General features: G+C 69.1%; 14 protein-coding genes. 8 read left to right on the top strand and 6 right to left on the bottom strand.

Translation table 11 applies throughout. From position 1 onward, the window contains the following. Positions 1-23 precede the first annotated feature (23 nt). From ABIA32_RS06725 to ABIA32_RS06700, 6 genes are all read right to left on the bottom strand, one after another. Positions 24-806 carry a succinate dehydrogenase iron-sulfur subunit gene (locus tag ABIA32_RS06725; RefSeq protein ID WP_370092931.1) on the bottom strand — a complete coding sequence of 261 codons (783 nt, stop codon included), beginning with the start codon at positions 804-806 and terminating at the stop codon, positions 24-26. Further along, positions 806-2,560: a succinate dehydrogenase flavoprotein subunit gene (gene sdhA / locus ABIA32_RS06720; protein WP_370092930.1), complete on the bottom strand. Its 1,755-nt coding sequence runs from the start codon at positions 2,558-2,560 to the stop codon at positions 806-808. The genes ABIA32_RS06725 and sdhA overlap by 1 nt, the downstream gene beginning before the upstream one ends. A 26-nt stretch (positions 2,561-2,586) precedes the next feature. After that, entirely contained in the window at positions 2,587-3,060 is a 474-nt protein-coding gene (locus ABIA32_RS06715) for a succinate dehydrogenase hydrophobic membrane anchor subunit (protein ID WP_370092929.1), read from the bottom strand. A 7-nt stretch (positions 3,061-3,067) separates the two neighbouring features. After that, complete coding sequence (gene sdhC / locus ABIA32_RS06710; RefSeq protein ID WP_370070962.1) at positions 3,068-3,445, bottom strand: succinate dehydrogenase, cytochrome b556 subunit; 378 nt, start codon at positions 3,443-3,445, stop codon at positions 3,068-3,070. Between the two features lie 288 nt (positions 3,446-3,733). Further along, positions 3,734-4,225: a 2-oxo-4-hydroxy-4-carboxy-5-ureidoimidazoline decarboxylase gene (locus ABIA32_RS06705; protein WP_370092928.1), complete on the bottom strand. Its 492-nt coding sequence runs from the start codon at positions 4,223-4,225 to the stop codon at positions 3,734-3,736. Between the two features lie 406 nt (positions 4,226-4,631). Continuing rightward, positions 4,632-5,378 carry an SDR family oxidoreductase gene (locus tag ABIA32_RS06700; RefSeq protein ID WP_370092927.1) on the bottom strand — a complete coding sequence of 249 codons (747 nt, stop codon included), beginning with the start codon at positions 5,376-5,378 and terminating at the stop codon, positions 4,632-4,634. 158 nt (positions 5,379-5,536) lie between these two features. Here ABIA32_RS06700 and ABIA32_RS06695 point away from each other — a divergent pair, with 158 nt between their 5' ends. The 8 genes from ABIA32_RS06695 (at position 5,537) to ABIA32_RS06660 (ending at position 15,917) form a co-directional block, all read left to right on the top strand. After that, positions 5,537-7,120, top strand: a complete 1,584-nt coding sequence (locus tag ABIA32_RS06695) for a methylmalonyl-CoA mutase (RefSeq protein ID WP_370092926.1) — start codon at positions 5,537-5,539, stop codon at positions 7,118-7,120. 238 nt (positions 7,121-7,358) lie between these two features. Continuing rightward, on the top strand, positions 7,359-8,603 hold the full coding sequence (locus tag ABIA32_RS06690; RefSeq protein WP_370092925.1) for an amidohydrolase: 1,245 nt from the start codon (positions 7,359-7,361) through the stop codon (positions 8,601-8,603). A gap of 193 nt (positions 8,604-8,796) precedes the next feature. Then, positions 8,797-9,873, top strand: coding sequence for a BMP family protein (locus ABIA32_RS06685; protein WP_370092924.1), 1,077 nt, complete (start codon positions 8,797-8,799; stop codon positions 9,871-9,873). 166 nt (positions 9,874-10,039) lie between these two features. After that, positions 10,040-11,647, top strand: a complete 1,608-nt coding sequence (locus ABIA32_RS06680) for an ABC transporter ATP-binding protein (protein ID WP_370093160.1) — start codon at positions 10,040-10,042, stop codon at positions 11,645-11,647. Between the two features lie 50 nt (positions 11,648-11,697). Then, on the top strand, positions 11,698-12,831 hold the full coding sequence (locus ABIA32_RS06675; RefSeq protein WP_370093159.1) for an ABC transporter permease: 1,134 nt from the start codon (positions 11,698-11,700) through the stop codon (positions 12,829-12,831). Further along, the gene (locus ABIA32_RS06670) at positions 12,828-14,078 is read left to right on the top strand and encodes an ABC transporter permease (RefSeq protein ID WP_370092923.1); all 1,251 of its coding nucleotides are present in this window, start codon (positions 12,828-12,830) and stop codon (positions 14,076-14,078) included. The genes ABIA32_RS06675 and ABIA32_RS06670 overlap by 4 nt, the downstream gene beginning before the upstream one ends. Next, positions 14,075-14,473 (top strand): cytidine deaminase, encoded by a 399-nt coding sequence (locus ABIA32_RS06665; protein WP_370092922.1) that lies wholly within the window; start codon positions 14,075-14,077, stop codon positions 14,471-14,473. Before ABIA32_RS06670 ends, ABIA32_RS06665 begins: the two co-directional genes overlap by 4 nt. Positions 14,474-14,633: 160 nt before the next feature. Continuing rightward, complete coding sequence (locus ABIA32_RS06660) at positions 14,634-15,917, top strand: thymidine phosphorylase (RefSeq protein WP_370092921.1); 1,284 nt, start codon at positions 14,634-14,636, stop codon at positions 15,915-15,917. The last annotated feature ends 4 nt before the right edge of the window (positions 15,918-15,921 follow it).

The following is a 15,921-nucleotide window of genomic DNA, read 5'->3' as shown; positions in this document are numbered from 1 at the left end:
CCCTCCGTTGTTCTGGGGGACGCTCAGAAGCGACGCTTGATCAGCGCCTGCTTCACTTCCTGGATCGCCTTCGTCACCTCGATGCCACGCGGGCACGCGTCGGTGCAGTTGAAGGTCGTGCGGCAGCGCCACACGCCCTCGCGGTCGTTCAGGATCTCCAGCCGCTGCTCCGCGCCCTCGTCACGCGAGTCGAAGATGAAGCGGTGGGCGTTCACGATCGCGGCCGGACCGAAGTACTGGCCGTCGTTCCAGAACACCGGGCAGGAGGAGGTGCACGCGGCGCAGAGGATGCACTTGGTGGTGTCCTCGAAGCGCTGGACGTCCGCCTCCGACTGGATCCGCTCCTTGGTCGGCGCGTTGCCCTTGGTGATCAGGAAGGGCATCACGTCGCGGTACGCCTGGAAGAACGGGTCCATGTCCACGATCAGGTCCTTGAGGACCGTCATGCCCTTGATGGGCTCGATCGTGATGGGCTTCTCCGGGTTGACGTCCTTGATGAGGGTCTTGCAGGCAAGACGGTTCTTGCCGTTGATCCGCATCGCGTCGGAGCCGCAGACACCGTGCGCACAGGAGCGACGGTAGGTCAGCGTGCCGTCCTGCTCCCACTTGACCGTGTTGATCGCGTCCAGGACGCGCTCCTTCGGGTCCACCGTGAGCGTGTAGTCGACCCACACCGCGTCCGGGTGCTCCTCCGGGTTGAACCGGCGGATGCGGAGGGTGATGGAGATCAGCTCGACCTTGCCCGACTCGGCGGCGTCCAGCGCGGCCGAGTGGGGGGTGGTGTCCTCGATGGTGGGGGTGCTCATCAGTACTTACGCTCCATCGGCTGGTAGCGGGTCACCACGACCGGCTTGTAGTCCAGGCGCACGGTCGTGTTGCCCTGCGCGTCGACCTCGCGGTACGCCATGGTGTGGCGCATGAAGTTGACGTCGTCACGGGTCGGGAAGTCCTCGCGGTAGTGACCGCCGCGCGACTCCTTGCGGGCCAGCGCCGAGGTCGCGGTGACCTCGGCGAGGTCGAGCAGGTTGCCCAGCTCGACGGCCTCCAGCAGGTCGGTGTTGTACCGCTTGCCCTTGTCCATCACCGAGATGTTCTTGTAGCGCTCCTTCAGCTCGGCGATGTCGGCCACCGCCTGCTTCAGGGTCTCCTCGGTCCGGTAGACGGACACGTTGGTGTCCATCGACTCCTGCAGCGCGCTGCGGATGTCCGAGACGCGCTCGGTGCCGGTCGCGGTGCGGATGTGCTCCAGCTGCTCGATGACCTGCGCGGCCGGGTTCTCCGGCAGCTCGACGTACTCGGCGGTCTCGGCGTACTTCGCGGCGGCGATGCCCGCGCGGCGGCCGAAGACGTTGATGTCGAGCAGCGAGTTGGTGCCCAGGCGGTTGGCGCCGTGCACCGACACGCAGGCGACCTCACCTGCGGCGTACAGACCCGGGACAACGGTCGTGTTGTCGAGGAGGACCTCGGACTCGTTGTTGGTCGGGATGCCGCCCATGGCGTAGTGCGCGGTGGGCTGGATCGGGATCGGGTCCGTGTAGGGCTCGATGCCGAGGTAGGTGCGCGCGAACTCGGTGATGTCCGGGAGCTTGGCGTCCAGCTGCTCCGGCGGCAGGTGGGTCAGGTCCAGGTAGACGTGGTCGCCGTTGAGGCCGCAGCCACGACCGGCCCGGATCTCCGAGTAGATCGCGCGGGAGACGACGTCACGGGACGCGAGGTCCTTCATGACCGGCGCGTAGCGCTCCATGAAGCGCTCGCCGTCCTTGTTGCGCAGGATGCCGCCCTCGCCTCGGGCGCCCTCGGTGAGCAGGATGCCCATCCGCCAGATGCCCGTCGGGTGGAACTGGAAGAACTCCATGTCCTCCAGCGGCAGACCGCGACGGTACGCGGCGGCCTGGCCGTCACCGGTCAGGGTGTGCGCGTTGGAGGTCACCTTGAAGAACTTGCCGTTGCCGCCCGAGGCGAAGATGACGGACTTCGCCTGGAAGAGGTGCACCTCGCCGGTGGCCAGCTCGTAGGCGACGACGCCGGCGGTGCGCTTGACCCCGTCGACCTCGGTGAGGAGGAGGTCGAGGACGTAGAACTCGTTGAAGAACTCCACGCCCTCCTTGACGCAGTTCTGATACAGCGTCTGGAGGATCATGTGGCCGGTGCGGTCCGCCGCGTAGCAGGAGCGGCGCACGGCCGCCTCGCCGTGGTTGCGGGTGTGGCCGCCGAAGCGGCGCTGGTCGATCCGGCCCTCCGGCGTGCGGTTGAAGGGCAGGCCCATCTTCTCCAGGTCGAGGACGGCGTCGATCGCCTCCTTGGCCAGGATCTCCGCGGCGTCCTGGTCGACCAGGTAGTCACCGCCCTTGACGGTGTCGAAGGTGTGCCACTCCCAGTTGTCGTCCTCGACGTTGGCGAGGGCGGCGGCCATGCCGCCCTGGGCCGCGCCGGTGTGGGAGCGGGTCGGGTAGAGCTTGGTCAGCACCGCGGTGCGGCTGAGCTTGGTCGCCTCGACCGCGGCGCGCATGCCGGCGCCGCCGGCGCCGACGATGACGGTGTCGTACTGGTGAATCTGCATGTCTCTTGCTGCCTCGTCCGTCCGCGTCAGCTGATGTTCGGGTCGAAGGTGAAGATCACCAGGGTGCCCAGCAGCACGGTGAAGACCGTGGCGGTCACCAGCAGGACCTTCAGCCAGAACCGAGTGGTGTCGCGCTCGGCGTAGTCGTTGATGACGGTGCGCATGCCGTTGGCGCCGTGGAGCATGGCGAGCCAGAGCATGAGCAGGTCCCAGGCCTGCCAGAACGGCGAGGCCCAGCGGCCGGCCACGAAGGCGAAGCTGATCTTGGTCACGCCGCCGTCGAGGAACAGTTGAATGATCAGGTGGCCCAGGATCAGGAAGACCAGCACGACACCGGACAGGCGCATGAAGAGCCAGGCCAGCATCTCGAAGTTGGTCCGGCTGCGGCGACCCGAGGTGGTCTTGGTGCGCTTGCGCGGCGGCTCGATCAGGAACGCGGTCGGGTCCGTCGGAGCGCTGGAGTCGGTCAGCTCGACGCTGCCGATGGAGTCGGTTGTCATCTCTCGATCACCCGAACCAGTTCTTCAGGGTCTCCTGCAGGATCGGGTAGAACGCACCCGCCATGAGCAGGACCCAGACGGTCACGACGGTCCACAGCATCTGGGCCTGGTACTTCGGCCCCTTGGCCCAGAAGTCCACCGCGATGACCCGGAGGCCGTTCAGCGCGTGGAAGAGGATGGCGGCGGTGAGGCCGTACTCCATCAGGTTGACGGGCCACGTCTTGTACGTCGCGATCACGCTGTTGTACGCCTGCGGGGAGACGCGGACGAGAGCGGTGTCGAGGACGTGGGCGAACAGGAAGAAGAAAATGAGGACGCCAGTGACTCGATGAGCCACCCAGGACCACATGCCTTCCCGGCCGCGGTACAGCGTTCCAGCCGGCACGGAAGAACCCTCCGGGAGCGGGGCGGGGGTCGCCCGAGCAGCTCGGCGGCAACGTCGGTGTCGGTCGGCCCGGCCGGATCTTGTCCACCGGCCGCGGCCATCGTAGCCAGGCGGGGGGCCCTCGGGCCTGTTGGGGGCCGTGCGGCGGCCCCAGATCCACTCAGATGATCACCGGATTCGGCGAAGCGGAGGACTTTCGTCCCGATTTTCAGGGACTTCGCCTGGGACTTTGTCAGCTCCGGCGTGACTGCCGGATCAGACCGATGTGGGCGATCTCACCCCGCCGTCTCACGAAGCCGCCGAGGCGTGAGACGCGACCAGATGAGCGAGCCTGCTGATGCTGATCCGCCGCAGCTCCTCGGCGGTGGTGCTGCGCTCTTCGTCCGGGTCGTTGGCGAGCCGGGTCCGGATGCTGGCGAGCACTCTGTCCAGCATTTCCTCCGGCGGGCAGTCGTCCAGACAGACCACGAAGACGTGCCCGAACCGCGCCTCGTACGCGGCGTGCGCGGCGCGCAGCGCGGTCCGCGCGGCGTTGCTCCCGGGCGCGCGCATGCCCAGCAGGGGCTGCGGCATGCAGCTCTCGTCGGCGAGCGCCTCGGTCAGGTCGCGATGCGACATGTCGTACGACGCCTCGCTGGCGGCGGCCAGCAGCGAGTCGACGTCCGGGTACGGCCGGTGCGCGGTGATCCTTATCGCCCAACGGCGGCTTCCACAGCAGGCCAGCAGGGCCTCCTCAGCGGCGCCGGGCGTGGCCTCGTTGAGCCGGTCGAGCCCGGGCACGGGCGGCGTCGGTGTGGACTGGGACTGCGGCGGGATCGGCGGCCTGGCCAGCGGGTCCTCCTCGGACTGCGGGTGGCGGACGGACGGAAGCCCCTGAGGTTAGGGCTTGCTGCCGACAGCGTCGGCACTGTCATAGACGCCGGGGCCGCTGCTGCAACGACGCCCGAGACCAGGATTCACTCGCACGGGGTATTAAGTCGAGACCCCTACGGCCGAATTATGAGACGGCGTCAGCAAGGTGAACGGCACGGCGTGCACCGTTCGGGCTCGGGGAAGTTGCACCACCTCGGGGGCGCGAGGCTCTGCTCGATGAACTGCGTGCGCGAGCAACCACCCTGTGCGGATGGCCCTGCGCGTTCGGGGACTCACCACCTCGGTGGCTTGTCGCAGCCTCGCGCCCCCAGCGTCAGCTGCGGTGCACCTTGTGGTTCGCGGCCTGGGCGCGGGGTCGGACGACCAGGAGGTCGATGTTCACGTGGGAGGGGCGGGTCACCGACCAGACGATGGTGTCCGCCACGTCCTCCGCAGTGAGCGGTTCCGCCACGCCCGCGTAGACCGCCGCGGCCTTCGCCGCGTCGCCGCCGAAGCGGGTCAGCGCGAACTCGTCCGTCTTGACCATGCCCGGCGCGATCTCGATCACCCGGACCGGCTCGCCCACCAGCTCCAGACGCAGCGTCCCCGCGATCGCATGCGCGCCCATCTTCGCCGCGACGTAGCCGCCGCCTCCCTCGTACGTCGCCAGCGCCGCCGTCGAGGAGAGGACCAGGATCGTGCCGTCCCCGCTCGCGCGCAGCGCAGGCAGCAGCGCCTGGGTGACGTGCAGCACGCCCAGCACGTTCACCTCGTACATCCGCTGCCAGTCCGCCGGGTCCGCCGAGGCGACCGGGTCCGCGCCGAACGCGCCGCCGGCGTTGTTGACCAGGACGTCCACGTGGGTGAGCCCCGCCGCGAACGCGTCCACCGCAGCGCGATCGGTGACGTCCACTGCGTGCACGCTCGCGGCGTCGCCGATCTCCTTGGCCAGCGCCTCCAGCCGGTCCGCCCGGCGGGCGACCAGGGCGACCCGGTAACCGGCAGCGGCCAGCCCCCGGGCCGTCGCCGCGCCGATACCGCTGCTGGCGCCGGTGACGACCGCGACCTTCTGCACCGTCATGTGATCCGTTCCTCCAATGGCCTTCGTCTGATGTGAGCAAGCTCCCAGAGGATGCGACTATTCCTCACTGGCGCGCATCATTACCGTACGTAGCGAAGCAGACGTTAATCGCTGCTAACACCCTCACCAGAGCCTCACCAGAGTCGCGGAGGACCCCCATGTCCCGCCTGTCCGAGTCCGGACTGCCCATCGAGCCCGTCTACGGACCGGCCGCCCAGGAGGGCTGGGACCCGGCGACCAAGCTCGGGGAGCCCGGCCAGTACCCGTTCACCCGCGGCGTCTACCCGTCGATGTACACGGGCAAGCCCTGGACGATGCGGCAGTACGCCGGCTTCGGCACCGCCGCCGAGTCCAACGCCCGCTACAAGCAGTTGATCGCCAACGGCACCATGGGTCTCTCGGTCGCCTTCGACCTGCCGACGCAGATGGGCTACGACTCCGACGCGAAGATCGCCTCCGGTGAGGTCGGCAAGGTCGGCGTGGCCATCGACTCCGTCGAGGACATGGGCGTGCTCTTCGGCGGCATCCCGCTGGGTGAGGTCTCCACCTCGATGACCATCAACGCGCCCGGCTCGCTGCTGCTGCTCCTCTACCAACTCGTCGGCGAGGCACAGGGCGTGCCGTCGAACAAGCTGACCGGCACGATCCAGAACGACGTGCTCAAGGAGTACATCGCGCGCGGGACGTACATCTTCCCGCCCAAGCCGAGCCTGCGCCTGATCTCGGACATCTTCCAGTACTGCAAGGCCGAGATCCCGCGCTGGAACACCATCTCCATCTCCGGCTACCACATGGCCGAGGCCGGAGCCACGCCCGCGCAGGAGATCGCGTTCACGCTGGCCAACGGCATCGAGTACGTCCGCACCGCGATCGCGGCGGGCATGGACGTGGACGACTTCGCGCCCCGGCTCTCGTTCTTCTTCGTCTCCCGCACCACCCTGCTGGAGGAGGTGGCCAAGTTCCGTGCCGCCCGCCGGATCTGGGCGCGGGTCATGAAGGAGGAGTTCAAGGCCAAGAACCCCAAGTCGCAGATGCTGCGCTTCCACACCCAGACGGCGGGCGTGCAGCTGACAGCGCAGCAGCCCGAGGTGAACCTGGTCCGCGTCTCGGTGCAGGCGCTGGCCGCGGTGCTGGGCGGGACGCAGTCGCTCCACACGAACAGCTTCGACGAGGCCATCGCGCTGCCGACGGAGAAGTCCGCGCGGCTGGCGCTGCGGACGCAGCAGGTGCTGGCGTACGAGACCGACGTGACCGCGACCGTCGACCCCTTCGCCGGCTCCTACGTCGTCGAGCAGATGACCGACGAGGTCGAGGCGGCGGCGGTCGAGCTGATGAACAAGGTCGAGGAGATGGGCGGCGCGGTCGCCGGCATCGAGCGCGGCTACCAGAAGTCCGAGATCGAGCGCAGCGCGTACCAGGTCGCGCTGCAGACGGACTCGGGCGAGCGGACCGTCGTCGGCGTCAACCGCTTCCAGCTGGACGCGGAGGAGCCGTACGAGCCGCTGCGGGTGGACCCGGCGATCGAGCTCCAGCAGGCCGACCGCCTGGCCAAGCTGCGCGCCGACCGCGACAGCGCGGCCGTGGACCGCGCGCTCTCCGCCTTGCAGCGGGCGGCCGAGAGCAAGGGCGAGAACGTGCTCTACCCGATGAAGGAGGCGCTGGCCGCTCGCGCGACGGTGGGGGAGACGTGCGACGCGCTTCGTGAGGTCTGGGGCACGTACGTCCCTGTCGACAGCTTCTGACAAGGGAAGTTGCACTACCTCGGGGGCGCGAGGAACTGCGCGACAAGCCACCGGCATGCGGATGGTCCTCAACGGACAGGGCCATCCGCACAGGGTGGTTCCTCGCGCAGTTCCTCGCGCCCCTGGAGGTAGTTGCCTCTGGACGCAGTGACTCGTTGAAAGCTGCGTGAAAAGGCTTATCTACCCCGCCACGGCGGAACCATGCGCCGAGCGGGCGACAACCTTCTCGTCCGGCGGAATGAATTTCCGTGATCCCCTGCCACATCCGCCTCAGGGCCGTAGCCTTGTGGAGGTGAGCGAGTGGAATGACCTGCGGTCCCGCGTCCAAGCCCTCCAGCCCGAGCTGATCGCGTTCCGGCGCGATCTGCACATGCACCCCGAGCTGGGGCGGGAGGAGTTCCGCACCACCGCGGTCGTGAAGGCGCGCCTGGAGCAGGTCGGCCTCGCGCCGCGCGTGCTGCCCGGCGGCACGGGGCTGCTCTGCGACATCGTGCCCGAAGGGCGTTCCGCGGCCGAGGGCGTCATGGCCTTCCGCGCGGATATCGACGCGCTGCCCATCGACGACGCCAAGCCGCTCACCGTCCCCTACCGCTCGACGGTCCCCGGCCGCGCCCACGCCTGCGGGCACGACGTGCACACCAGCGTGGTCCTCGGCGCCGGTCTGGTGCTCGCCGAGGCCGCCCGGTCCGGCGCCCTCCGGCGCCCCGTGCGGTTGGTTTTTCAGCCGGCCGAGGAGCAGATGCCCGGCGGCGCGCTCGATGTGCTGAAGGCAGGCGTGCTGGACGGTCTGGAGCGGATCTTCGCGGTGCATTGCGACCCGCGTGTCGCGGTCGGCAAGGTCGGCCTCAAGGTCGGTGCGATCACGTCCGCCTGCGACCTGCTCAAACTCAGCCTGGACGGCCCCGGCGGTCACACCGCGCGGCCGCACCTGACCACGGATCTGGTGACGGCCGTGGCCAAGGTGGCAAGCGAGCTCCCCTCCGCGCTGGGGCGCCGGATGGACCCGCGCTGGGGGGTCAGCCTGGTCTGGGGCCGGATCGCCTCCGGCTCGGCCGCCAACGCGATCCCGCAGCACGCGGAGCTGGAGGGCACGGTCCGCTGCCTGGAGCAGGCCGGCTGGCGCGAGGCGCCGGGCGCGATCGACGAGCTGGTCGGGCAGATCGCCGAGACGCATCGGGCGAAGTGGGTCCTGGACTACCGCCGCGGCGTCCCGCCGGTGGTCAACGAGGCGGAGTCGATCGGGATGATCGAGCGGGCGATGACGGCGTCCTTCGGCGCGGAGGCGATCGAGCCGACCGAGCAGAGCCTGGGTGGCGAGGACTTCTCCTGGTACCTCCAGGAGGTGCCCGGCGCCCTGGCCCGCCTCGGCGTCCGGGCGCCCGACGAGCAGGGCGTGCGCGACCTGCACCAGGGCGGCTTCGATGCGGACGAGCGGGCGATCGGAGTCGGCGCGGAGCTTTTCGCGCGCCTCGCACTGGGGTAGGCAGAGGGGAAACCGAGCAGGAAACCGGAGCGAATTCATCCGTTTGCCCCGACTTGTTCGCATCGGCCGGGATGGCAGAAATGCGACGATCTGATAACGGCCCCGTGGCCGTAACACAAACGTGTTCTACGCGCGTTAACGTCGCATCCAATCCGCGCCGAACCAGGTGCGCGTCGACCAAGGAGTGATTCCCTTGCGCCGGGTTACCAAGCTCGCCGCGGCTCTGCTGTGCGGCTCTCTCAGCGTCACCGCTCTCGCCGCCTGTGGCAGCAACAGCACTTCGTCTTCGTCTACGCCTTCGGGCGGCTCTTCCGCGGGCTCCGCCTCCTCGTCCAGCCTCAAGGTCGGTATCGCCTACGACGTGGGCGGCCGTGGGGACCACTCCTTCAACGACTCCGCCGCCGCGGGCCTGGACAAGGCCGTCAAGGACTACGGCGTTCAGTTCAAGGAGCTCCAGGCCGTCACCGGCGAGTCCGACGCCGACCGCGCCGCCAAGCTCGACTCGCTGGCGTCCAATGGCTACAACCCGATCGTCGCGATCGGGTTCAACTACGCGAACGCCGTCAAGACGGAGTCCGCGAAGTACCCGAACGTCAAGTTCGCGATCGTCGACGACGCCTCGAACACCGCGGCGAACGTCACCAACCTGGTCTTCACCGAGGAGCAGAGCTCCTACCTGGTCGGCGTCGCCGCCGCGCTGAAGTCCAAGACCAACACCGTCGGCTTCATCGGGGGCGTGGACGTCCCGCTGATCCACAAGTTCCAGGCGGGCTACCAGGCCGGCGTCAAGTCGGTCAAGCCGAACGACAAGATCATCGTCAAGTACCTGTCGCCGGCCGGCGACTTCTCCGGCTTCGCCTCCCCGAACAAGGGCAAGGCCGCCGCGCAGGGCATGCTCTCCCAGGGCGCCGACGTGATCTACGCCGCCGCCGGCTCCTCCGGTGACGGTTCGATCCAGGCCGTCGCCACCCAGCAGGGCGCCTGGGCCATCGGTGTCGACTCCGACCAGCACAACCTGCCTGCGCTGGCCCCGTACAAGAACAGCATCCTGACCTCGGCGCTCAAGAACGTCGACGTCGCGGTCTACGACTACATCAAGTCGATCCACGACGGCACGCCGCTGACCGGCACCCAGCAGTTCTCGCTGGCCAAGGGTGGCGTCGGCTACGCCACCTCCGGCGGCTTCGTCAACGACATCCAGCCCCAGCTGGAGAAGGCCAAGGCGGACATCATCTCCGGCAAGGTCACCGTTCCGACCACCACGTCCTGACACCTTCTCAGGACCGCTGACCTCACCTCCGTGAGGCGGTAGGAAGGGGGGTTCGCACACCCGGATCGATCGGGTGAGCAACCCCCCTTCTCCCTGTGTCTTCTCCCTCCGTCCACGGAGGGAGAGACTCTGCTTCACCCGCCGTAACTCTCCCCAGGAGTGCGCCATCAACGCCCCCACCCCGCAGGCCGCCGGAGCGCCCGCAGTCGAACTGCGCGGCATCACCAAGCGGTTCCCCGGCGTCGTGGCCAACCACGACATCAATCTCACGGTTCAACGCGGCACCGTGCACGCTCTCGTCGGTGAGAACGGTGCGGGCAAGTCGACGTTGATGAAGATCCTCTACGGGATGCAGCGCCCCGACGAGGGCACCATCACCGTGGACGGCGCGCAGGTCGAACTGCACTCGCCCGCCGACGCGATCGGCCGCGGCATCGGCATGGTCCACCAGCACTTCATGCTGGCGGACAACCTGACCGTGCTGGAGAACATCGTCCTCGGCGCCGAGAAGCTGTACGGCATCGGCGGCAAGGCGCGAGCGAAGATCACCGAGATCTCCGACGCGTACGGCCTGGGCATCCGCCCGGACGAGCTGATGGAGAACCTGGGTGTGGCCGACCGGCAGCGCGTGGAGATCCTCAAGGTCCTCTACCGCGGCGCCCGGACGCTGATCCTGGACGAGCCGACGGCCGTGCTGGTCCCGCAGGAGGTGGACGCGCTCTTCGCGAACCTCCGCGAGCTCAAGTCCGAGGGCCTGACCGTCATCTTCATCTCCCACAAGCTGAACGAGGTGCTCGCCGTCGCCGACGCGATCACCGTGATCCGCCGCGGCACCACGGTCGGCGACGCCGATCCGCACGCGGTCACGGCCAAGCAGCTGGCCGAGATGATGGTCGGCAGCGAGCTGCCCTCGCCCGAGTCGCGCGAGTCGACGGTCACGACCGTGCCGGTGCTGCAGGTCGAGAGCCTGGGCCTGGTCGAGGTCGATCCGGACGGCATCGAGCGCACGCTGCTCAGCGGCATCAACCTGACCATCCACAAGGGCGAGATCCTCGGCATCGCCGGGGTCGAGGGCAACGGCCAAGCGGAACTGGTCGAGGCGATCATGGGCATGCGCAAGCCCGACGCCGGCCTGATCCAGCTCGACGGCCAGGACCTCACCCACGTGCATACCCGCGCCCGACGCGAGGCCGGCATGGGCTACATCCCCGAGGACCGCCACCGCCACGGCCTGTTGCTGGAGGCCCCGCTCTGGGAGAACCGGATCCTCGGTCACGTCACGGAGGAGCCCAGCGGCAGCAAGGGGCTGATCCACCCCAAGGCCGCCCGCAAGGACACCGAGCGGATCGTGCGCGAGTACGACGTGCGCACCCCCGGCATCGAGGTCACCGCCTCGTCCCTGTCCGGCGGCAACCAGCAGAAGCTGATCGTAGGCCGCGAGATGAGCCACAGCCCCAAGCTGCTCATCGCCTCGCACCCGACCCGCGGTGTCGACGTCGGCGCGCAGGCGCAGATCTGGGACCACATCCGCACCGCGCAGCGCGAGGGCATGGCGGTGCTGCTGATCTCCGCCGACCTGGACGAGCTGATCGGCCTGTCCGACACCCTGCGCGTCATCTACCGCGGCCGCCTGGTTGCCGACGCCGACCCGAGCACCGTCACGCCGGAGGCGCTCGGCACCGCGATGACCGGTGCGGCGACGGGCCACATCGAAGAGACCCCGACCGAGCCCCCGACCGACTACACCGACGCCGACCACGAGGCGGGGGAGTGAGCATGAGCGACAATCAGAACGCCGGCAGCGCGGGAGGTGGGTCTTCCCGCATCCGCGCCTATTTCGACCGGTTGGACTGGGAGCGGATCGGCCTGGCCGTCGCCGCGCCGGTGCTGGCGATCCTCTTCGCAGCCCTGGTCACCTCGGTCGTGCTGCTGATCTCAGGCAAGAGCCCGACGCTCGCGCTGAGCGACATCTTCAGCTACGACATCCATCCGGACTCGACGGTCGCCATCCTCAACCGGGCAACGACCTACTTCCTTGCCGGCCTGGCGGTCGCGCTCGGCTTCCGGATGAACCTGTTCAACATCGGTGTCGAGGGTCAGTATCGGATCGGCGCCTTCTTCGGGGCCTATGTCGCGGGTGTGGTCAGCGCCCCAGGGCCGGTGAAGATCATCCTGGCGATCCTCGTCGGCGTCCTCGCCGGCGCGCTCTGGGCCGGCATCGCCGCGGTGCTGAAGGTGACCCGCGGCGTGAACGAGGTCATCGCCTCGATCATGCTGAACTACATCGCGATCAACCTGATCGCCTACCTGCTCCAGACCAACACCCTCGGGTACCAGCCACCCGGGAGCAACAACGTCAGCACCAAGCCGCTGCCGGCGGACGCCATGTTCTTCACCATCGGCACGTACGGTGGCCAGATCTGGGGCTTCGTCATCATCGCGGTCGTCCTGGGCGTCGGCTTCCACCTGCTGCTGTCCCGTACCCGCTTCGGCTTCGACCTGCGTACCGCCGGTCAGTCGGACGGTGCCGCGCAGGCCTCCGGGGTCAACGTCAAGCGGATGATCCTGACCGCGCTGCTGCTCTCCGGCGGTCTGGCCGGACTGGCCGGAATCCCCGAACTGCTGCAGGACGCGGGCAGCTACAACCTGACCTTCCCGCCCGGGATCGGCTTCACCGGCATCGCGATCGCACTGCTCGGCCGCAACAACCCCATCGGCATCGCTCTGGGCGCGCTGATGTGGGGTGCCTTCGACCGCGCCTCGAACCAGCTCGGCTTCGACGGCTTCCAGCCGGAGATCACCCTGATCATCGAGGGCACCATCGTCATCTCGGTGGTCGTCGCCTATGAGCTGGTCCGCCGCTACGGGCTCAAACGCCAGCAGTCGCGGGTCGGCCGCGAACTCGCGGCCGCGGCTGCGCAGGCGGCCGGCTCCAAGAACAAGGAGGCGGCGGCATGAGCACGTCGAGCATTGTCGTCAAGAACGACAAGCAGGACGGCAAGCGGGTCGGCATGCGCCGCTCGACGGTCTACTTCCTCATCGCCCTGGCGCTGATCGGCGTCTCCGCGGTGCGCGCCCTCACCAGCGCGACCGACCTGACCTCCTCCGGCCAGGTGGCCGGCACCCTGGCCCTCGCCGTGCCGATCGGCATGGCCGGTCTGGGCGGCCTCTGGTCCGAGCGCTCCGGCGTGGTGAACATCGGCCTCGAAGGCATGATGATCCTAGGGACCTTCTTCGGCGCCTGGGGCTCCTGGCACTGGGGCGCCTGGGCGGGCGTGCTGACCGGGATTCTCGGCGGCGCGCTCGGCGGACTGCTGCACGCTCTGGTCACCGTCACCTTCACCGTCGACCACGTCGTCTCCGGTGTGGCCATCAACCTGCTGGCCCTGGGATCCACCCAGTACCTGGCCTCGCAGACCTTCCAGAAGGTGGTCGGCTCGAAGCAGTCGCCGCCGCTCGCCGCGCTGTCGTCGTGGAACATCCCCGGCGTCTCGCCATGGCTGACGAAGCTGGAGGCGCACCACTGGTTCTTCGTCTCCGACGTGGCCGGCATCCTCGGCGGCTTCGTCACCGGCCTGTCCGTGCTGACGGTCCTCGCGGCCGCGCTGATGGTGGGCACGTACTTCCTGCTCTGGCGCACGCCGTTCGGTCTGCGCCTGCGGTCCTGCGGTGAGAACCCGATCGCGGCGGAGTCGCTGGGCGTCAACGTCTACAAGTACAAGTACATCGCCGTGGTCGTCTCCGGCGCGCTGGCCGGACTGGGCGGCGTCTTCATGGTGATGGTCTCGTCGAACGTCTACCAGGACGGCCAGACCGGTGGTCGAGGCTTCATCGGTCTCGCCGCGCTGATCTTCGGCAACTGGCGCGTCGGCGGGCTCTCGCTCGGCGCGATGCTGTTCGGCTACACCGACAGCCTCCAGCTGCGCGGCAGCGACGCGGTGCACGCGCTGCTGCTGGGCGTGGCGGTGCTGCTGGCCGCGATCGCGATCCGCAAGGCGCTGTCGAAGGCGTACCGCCAGGCCGTCGTCTACGTGGTCTTCGCCGGGGTCTTCTGGCTCTGGTACGGGACCACCCACGAGGTGGCGCCGGCCCTGGTCAACTGCTCGCCGTACGTCATCACGCTGGTGGTGCTGGCCTTCGCCTCGCAGCGCCTGCGCATGCCGAAGGCGGACGGCATGCCCTACCGCAAGGGTCAGGGCAAGTGACCGCGCCTTCGCCTTCGGTCGACTGGGACGCGCTGCGGGCCGCGGCGCGGGAGGCCATGACGCGTGCGTACGCGCCGTACTCCGGCTTCCCGGTGGGCGCGGCCGCGCTGGTCGAGGACGGGCGGATCATCAGCGGGTGCAACGTCGAGAACGCGTCGTACGGGCTGGGGTTGTGCGCGGAGTGCGGGCTGGTGTCCGCGCTGCATGCCACCGGCGGTGGGCGGCTGGTGGCGTTCACCTGCTGCGACCGTGACGGCGCGCCGCTGATGCCCTGCGGGCGCTGCCGGCAACTGCTGTGGGAGCACGGCGGCGCGGAGCTGATCGTGGAGTCGGTCAGCGGGATCCGGCCCCTGGCCGAACTGCTGCCGGACGCGTTCGGGCCCGAGCGGCTGTAGCCGAGGGGCGCGAGGCTCTGGCGCATTGAGGACCATCCGTTCGTCGGTGGCTTCTCGCGCGGGCAGTTGATCAAGCAGAGCCTCGCGCCCCTGACGCTTGCAACCGCTGGTTACGCGCGTAGAGTTTCCGCATAGTTCCTTCCGCACGTCAGGAGTCTCCGTGGACGCCATCTCCGTCATCCGCGCGAAGCGCGACCGCGCCGAGTTGACCGACGCTCAGATCGACTGGGTGATCGACGCCTACACCCGCGGCGAGGTCGCCGACGAGCAGATGTCCGCCCTCGCGATGGCGATCCTGCTCAACGGCATGAACCTGCGCGAGATCTCCCGCTGGACCGAGGCGATGATCCGGTCCGGCGTGCGCATGGACTTCTCCTCGCTGCCGCTGCCCACCAGTGACAAGCACTCCACGGGCGGGGTCGGCGACAAGATCACCCTCCCGCTGGCCCCGCTCGTCGCGGCCTGTGGCGCGGCCGTGCCGCAGCTCTCCGGGCGCGGCCTCGGCCACACCGGCGGAACGCTGGACAAGCTGGAGTCGATCCCCGGCTGGCGGGCGCTGCTCTCCAACGACGAGATGATGCACGTGCTGCGCGAGGCCGGCGCGGTCATCTGCGCGGCGGGCGACGGGCTGGCTCCGGCCGACAAGAAGCTCTACGCGCTGCGCGACGTGACGGGGACCGTCGAGGCGATCCCGCTGATCGCGTCCTCGATCATGTCGAAGAAGATCGCGGAGGGGACGGGCGCGCTGGTCCTGGACGTGAAGGTCGGCTCGGGCGCGTTCATGAAGCAGCTCGGCGACGCGCAGGAGCTGGCCCGGACCATGGTGGGTCTGGGGAAGGCAGCCGGCGTCAACACAGTCGCACTGCTGACGGACATGAGCACCCCGCTCGGTCTGACAGCCGGCAACGCGCTGGAGGTGCGGGAGTCGGTCGAGGTCCTCGCGGGCGGAGGCCCGGCGGATGTGGTGGAGCTGACGCTGGCTCTGGCACGGGAGATGTTGGCCGCAGCGGGCGTGAGCGGCAAGGACCCTGAGACGGCGCTCAAGGACGGCTCCGCCATGGACCACTGGCGTCGCATGATCTCCGCCCAGGGAGGTGACCCGGACGCGGCGCTGCCGGTCGCCCGCGAGCAGCACGTCGTCACCGCGCCCGCCTCCGGCTTGCTGACCGGCCTCGACGCGTACGCCGTCGGCGTCGCCGCCTGGCGTCTGGGCGCGGGCCGCGCCCGCAAGGAGGACCCGGTCCAGGCGGGCGCGGGCGTCGAGCTCCACGCCAAGCCGGGCGACCAGGTGACGGCCGGTCAGCCGCTGCTCACCCTGCACACGGACACCCCGGAGCGCTTCGAGTACGCGCTCGAGGCGCTGGCCGGTCCCGAGGCCGTCACGGTCGCCCCGGCGGGCACCGCCTTCCGGCCGACCCCGATCGTGCTGGACCGGATCGCCTGATCCG

Source organism: Streptacidiphilus sp. MAP12-20 (genome assembly GCF_041262525.1).
Lineage (GTDB): Bacteria > Actinomycetota > Actinomycetes > Streptomycetales > Streptomycetaceae > Streptacidiphilus.
Note: the sequence above shows the minus strand (reverse complement) of the source record. Positions and strands in the feature narration are given on the sequence as shown.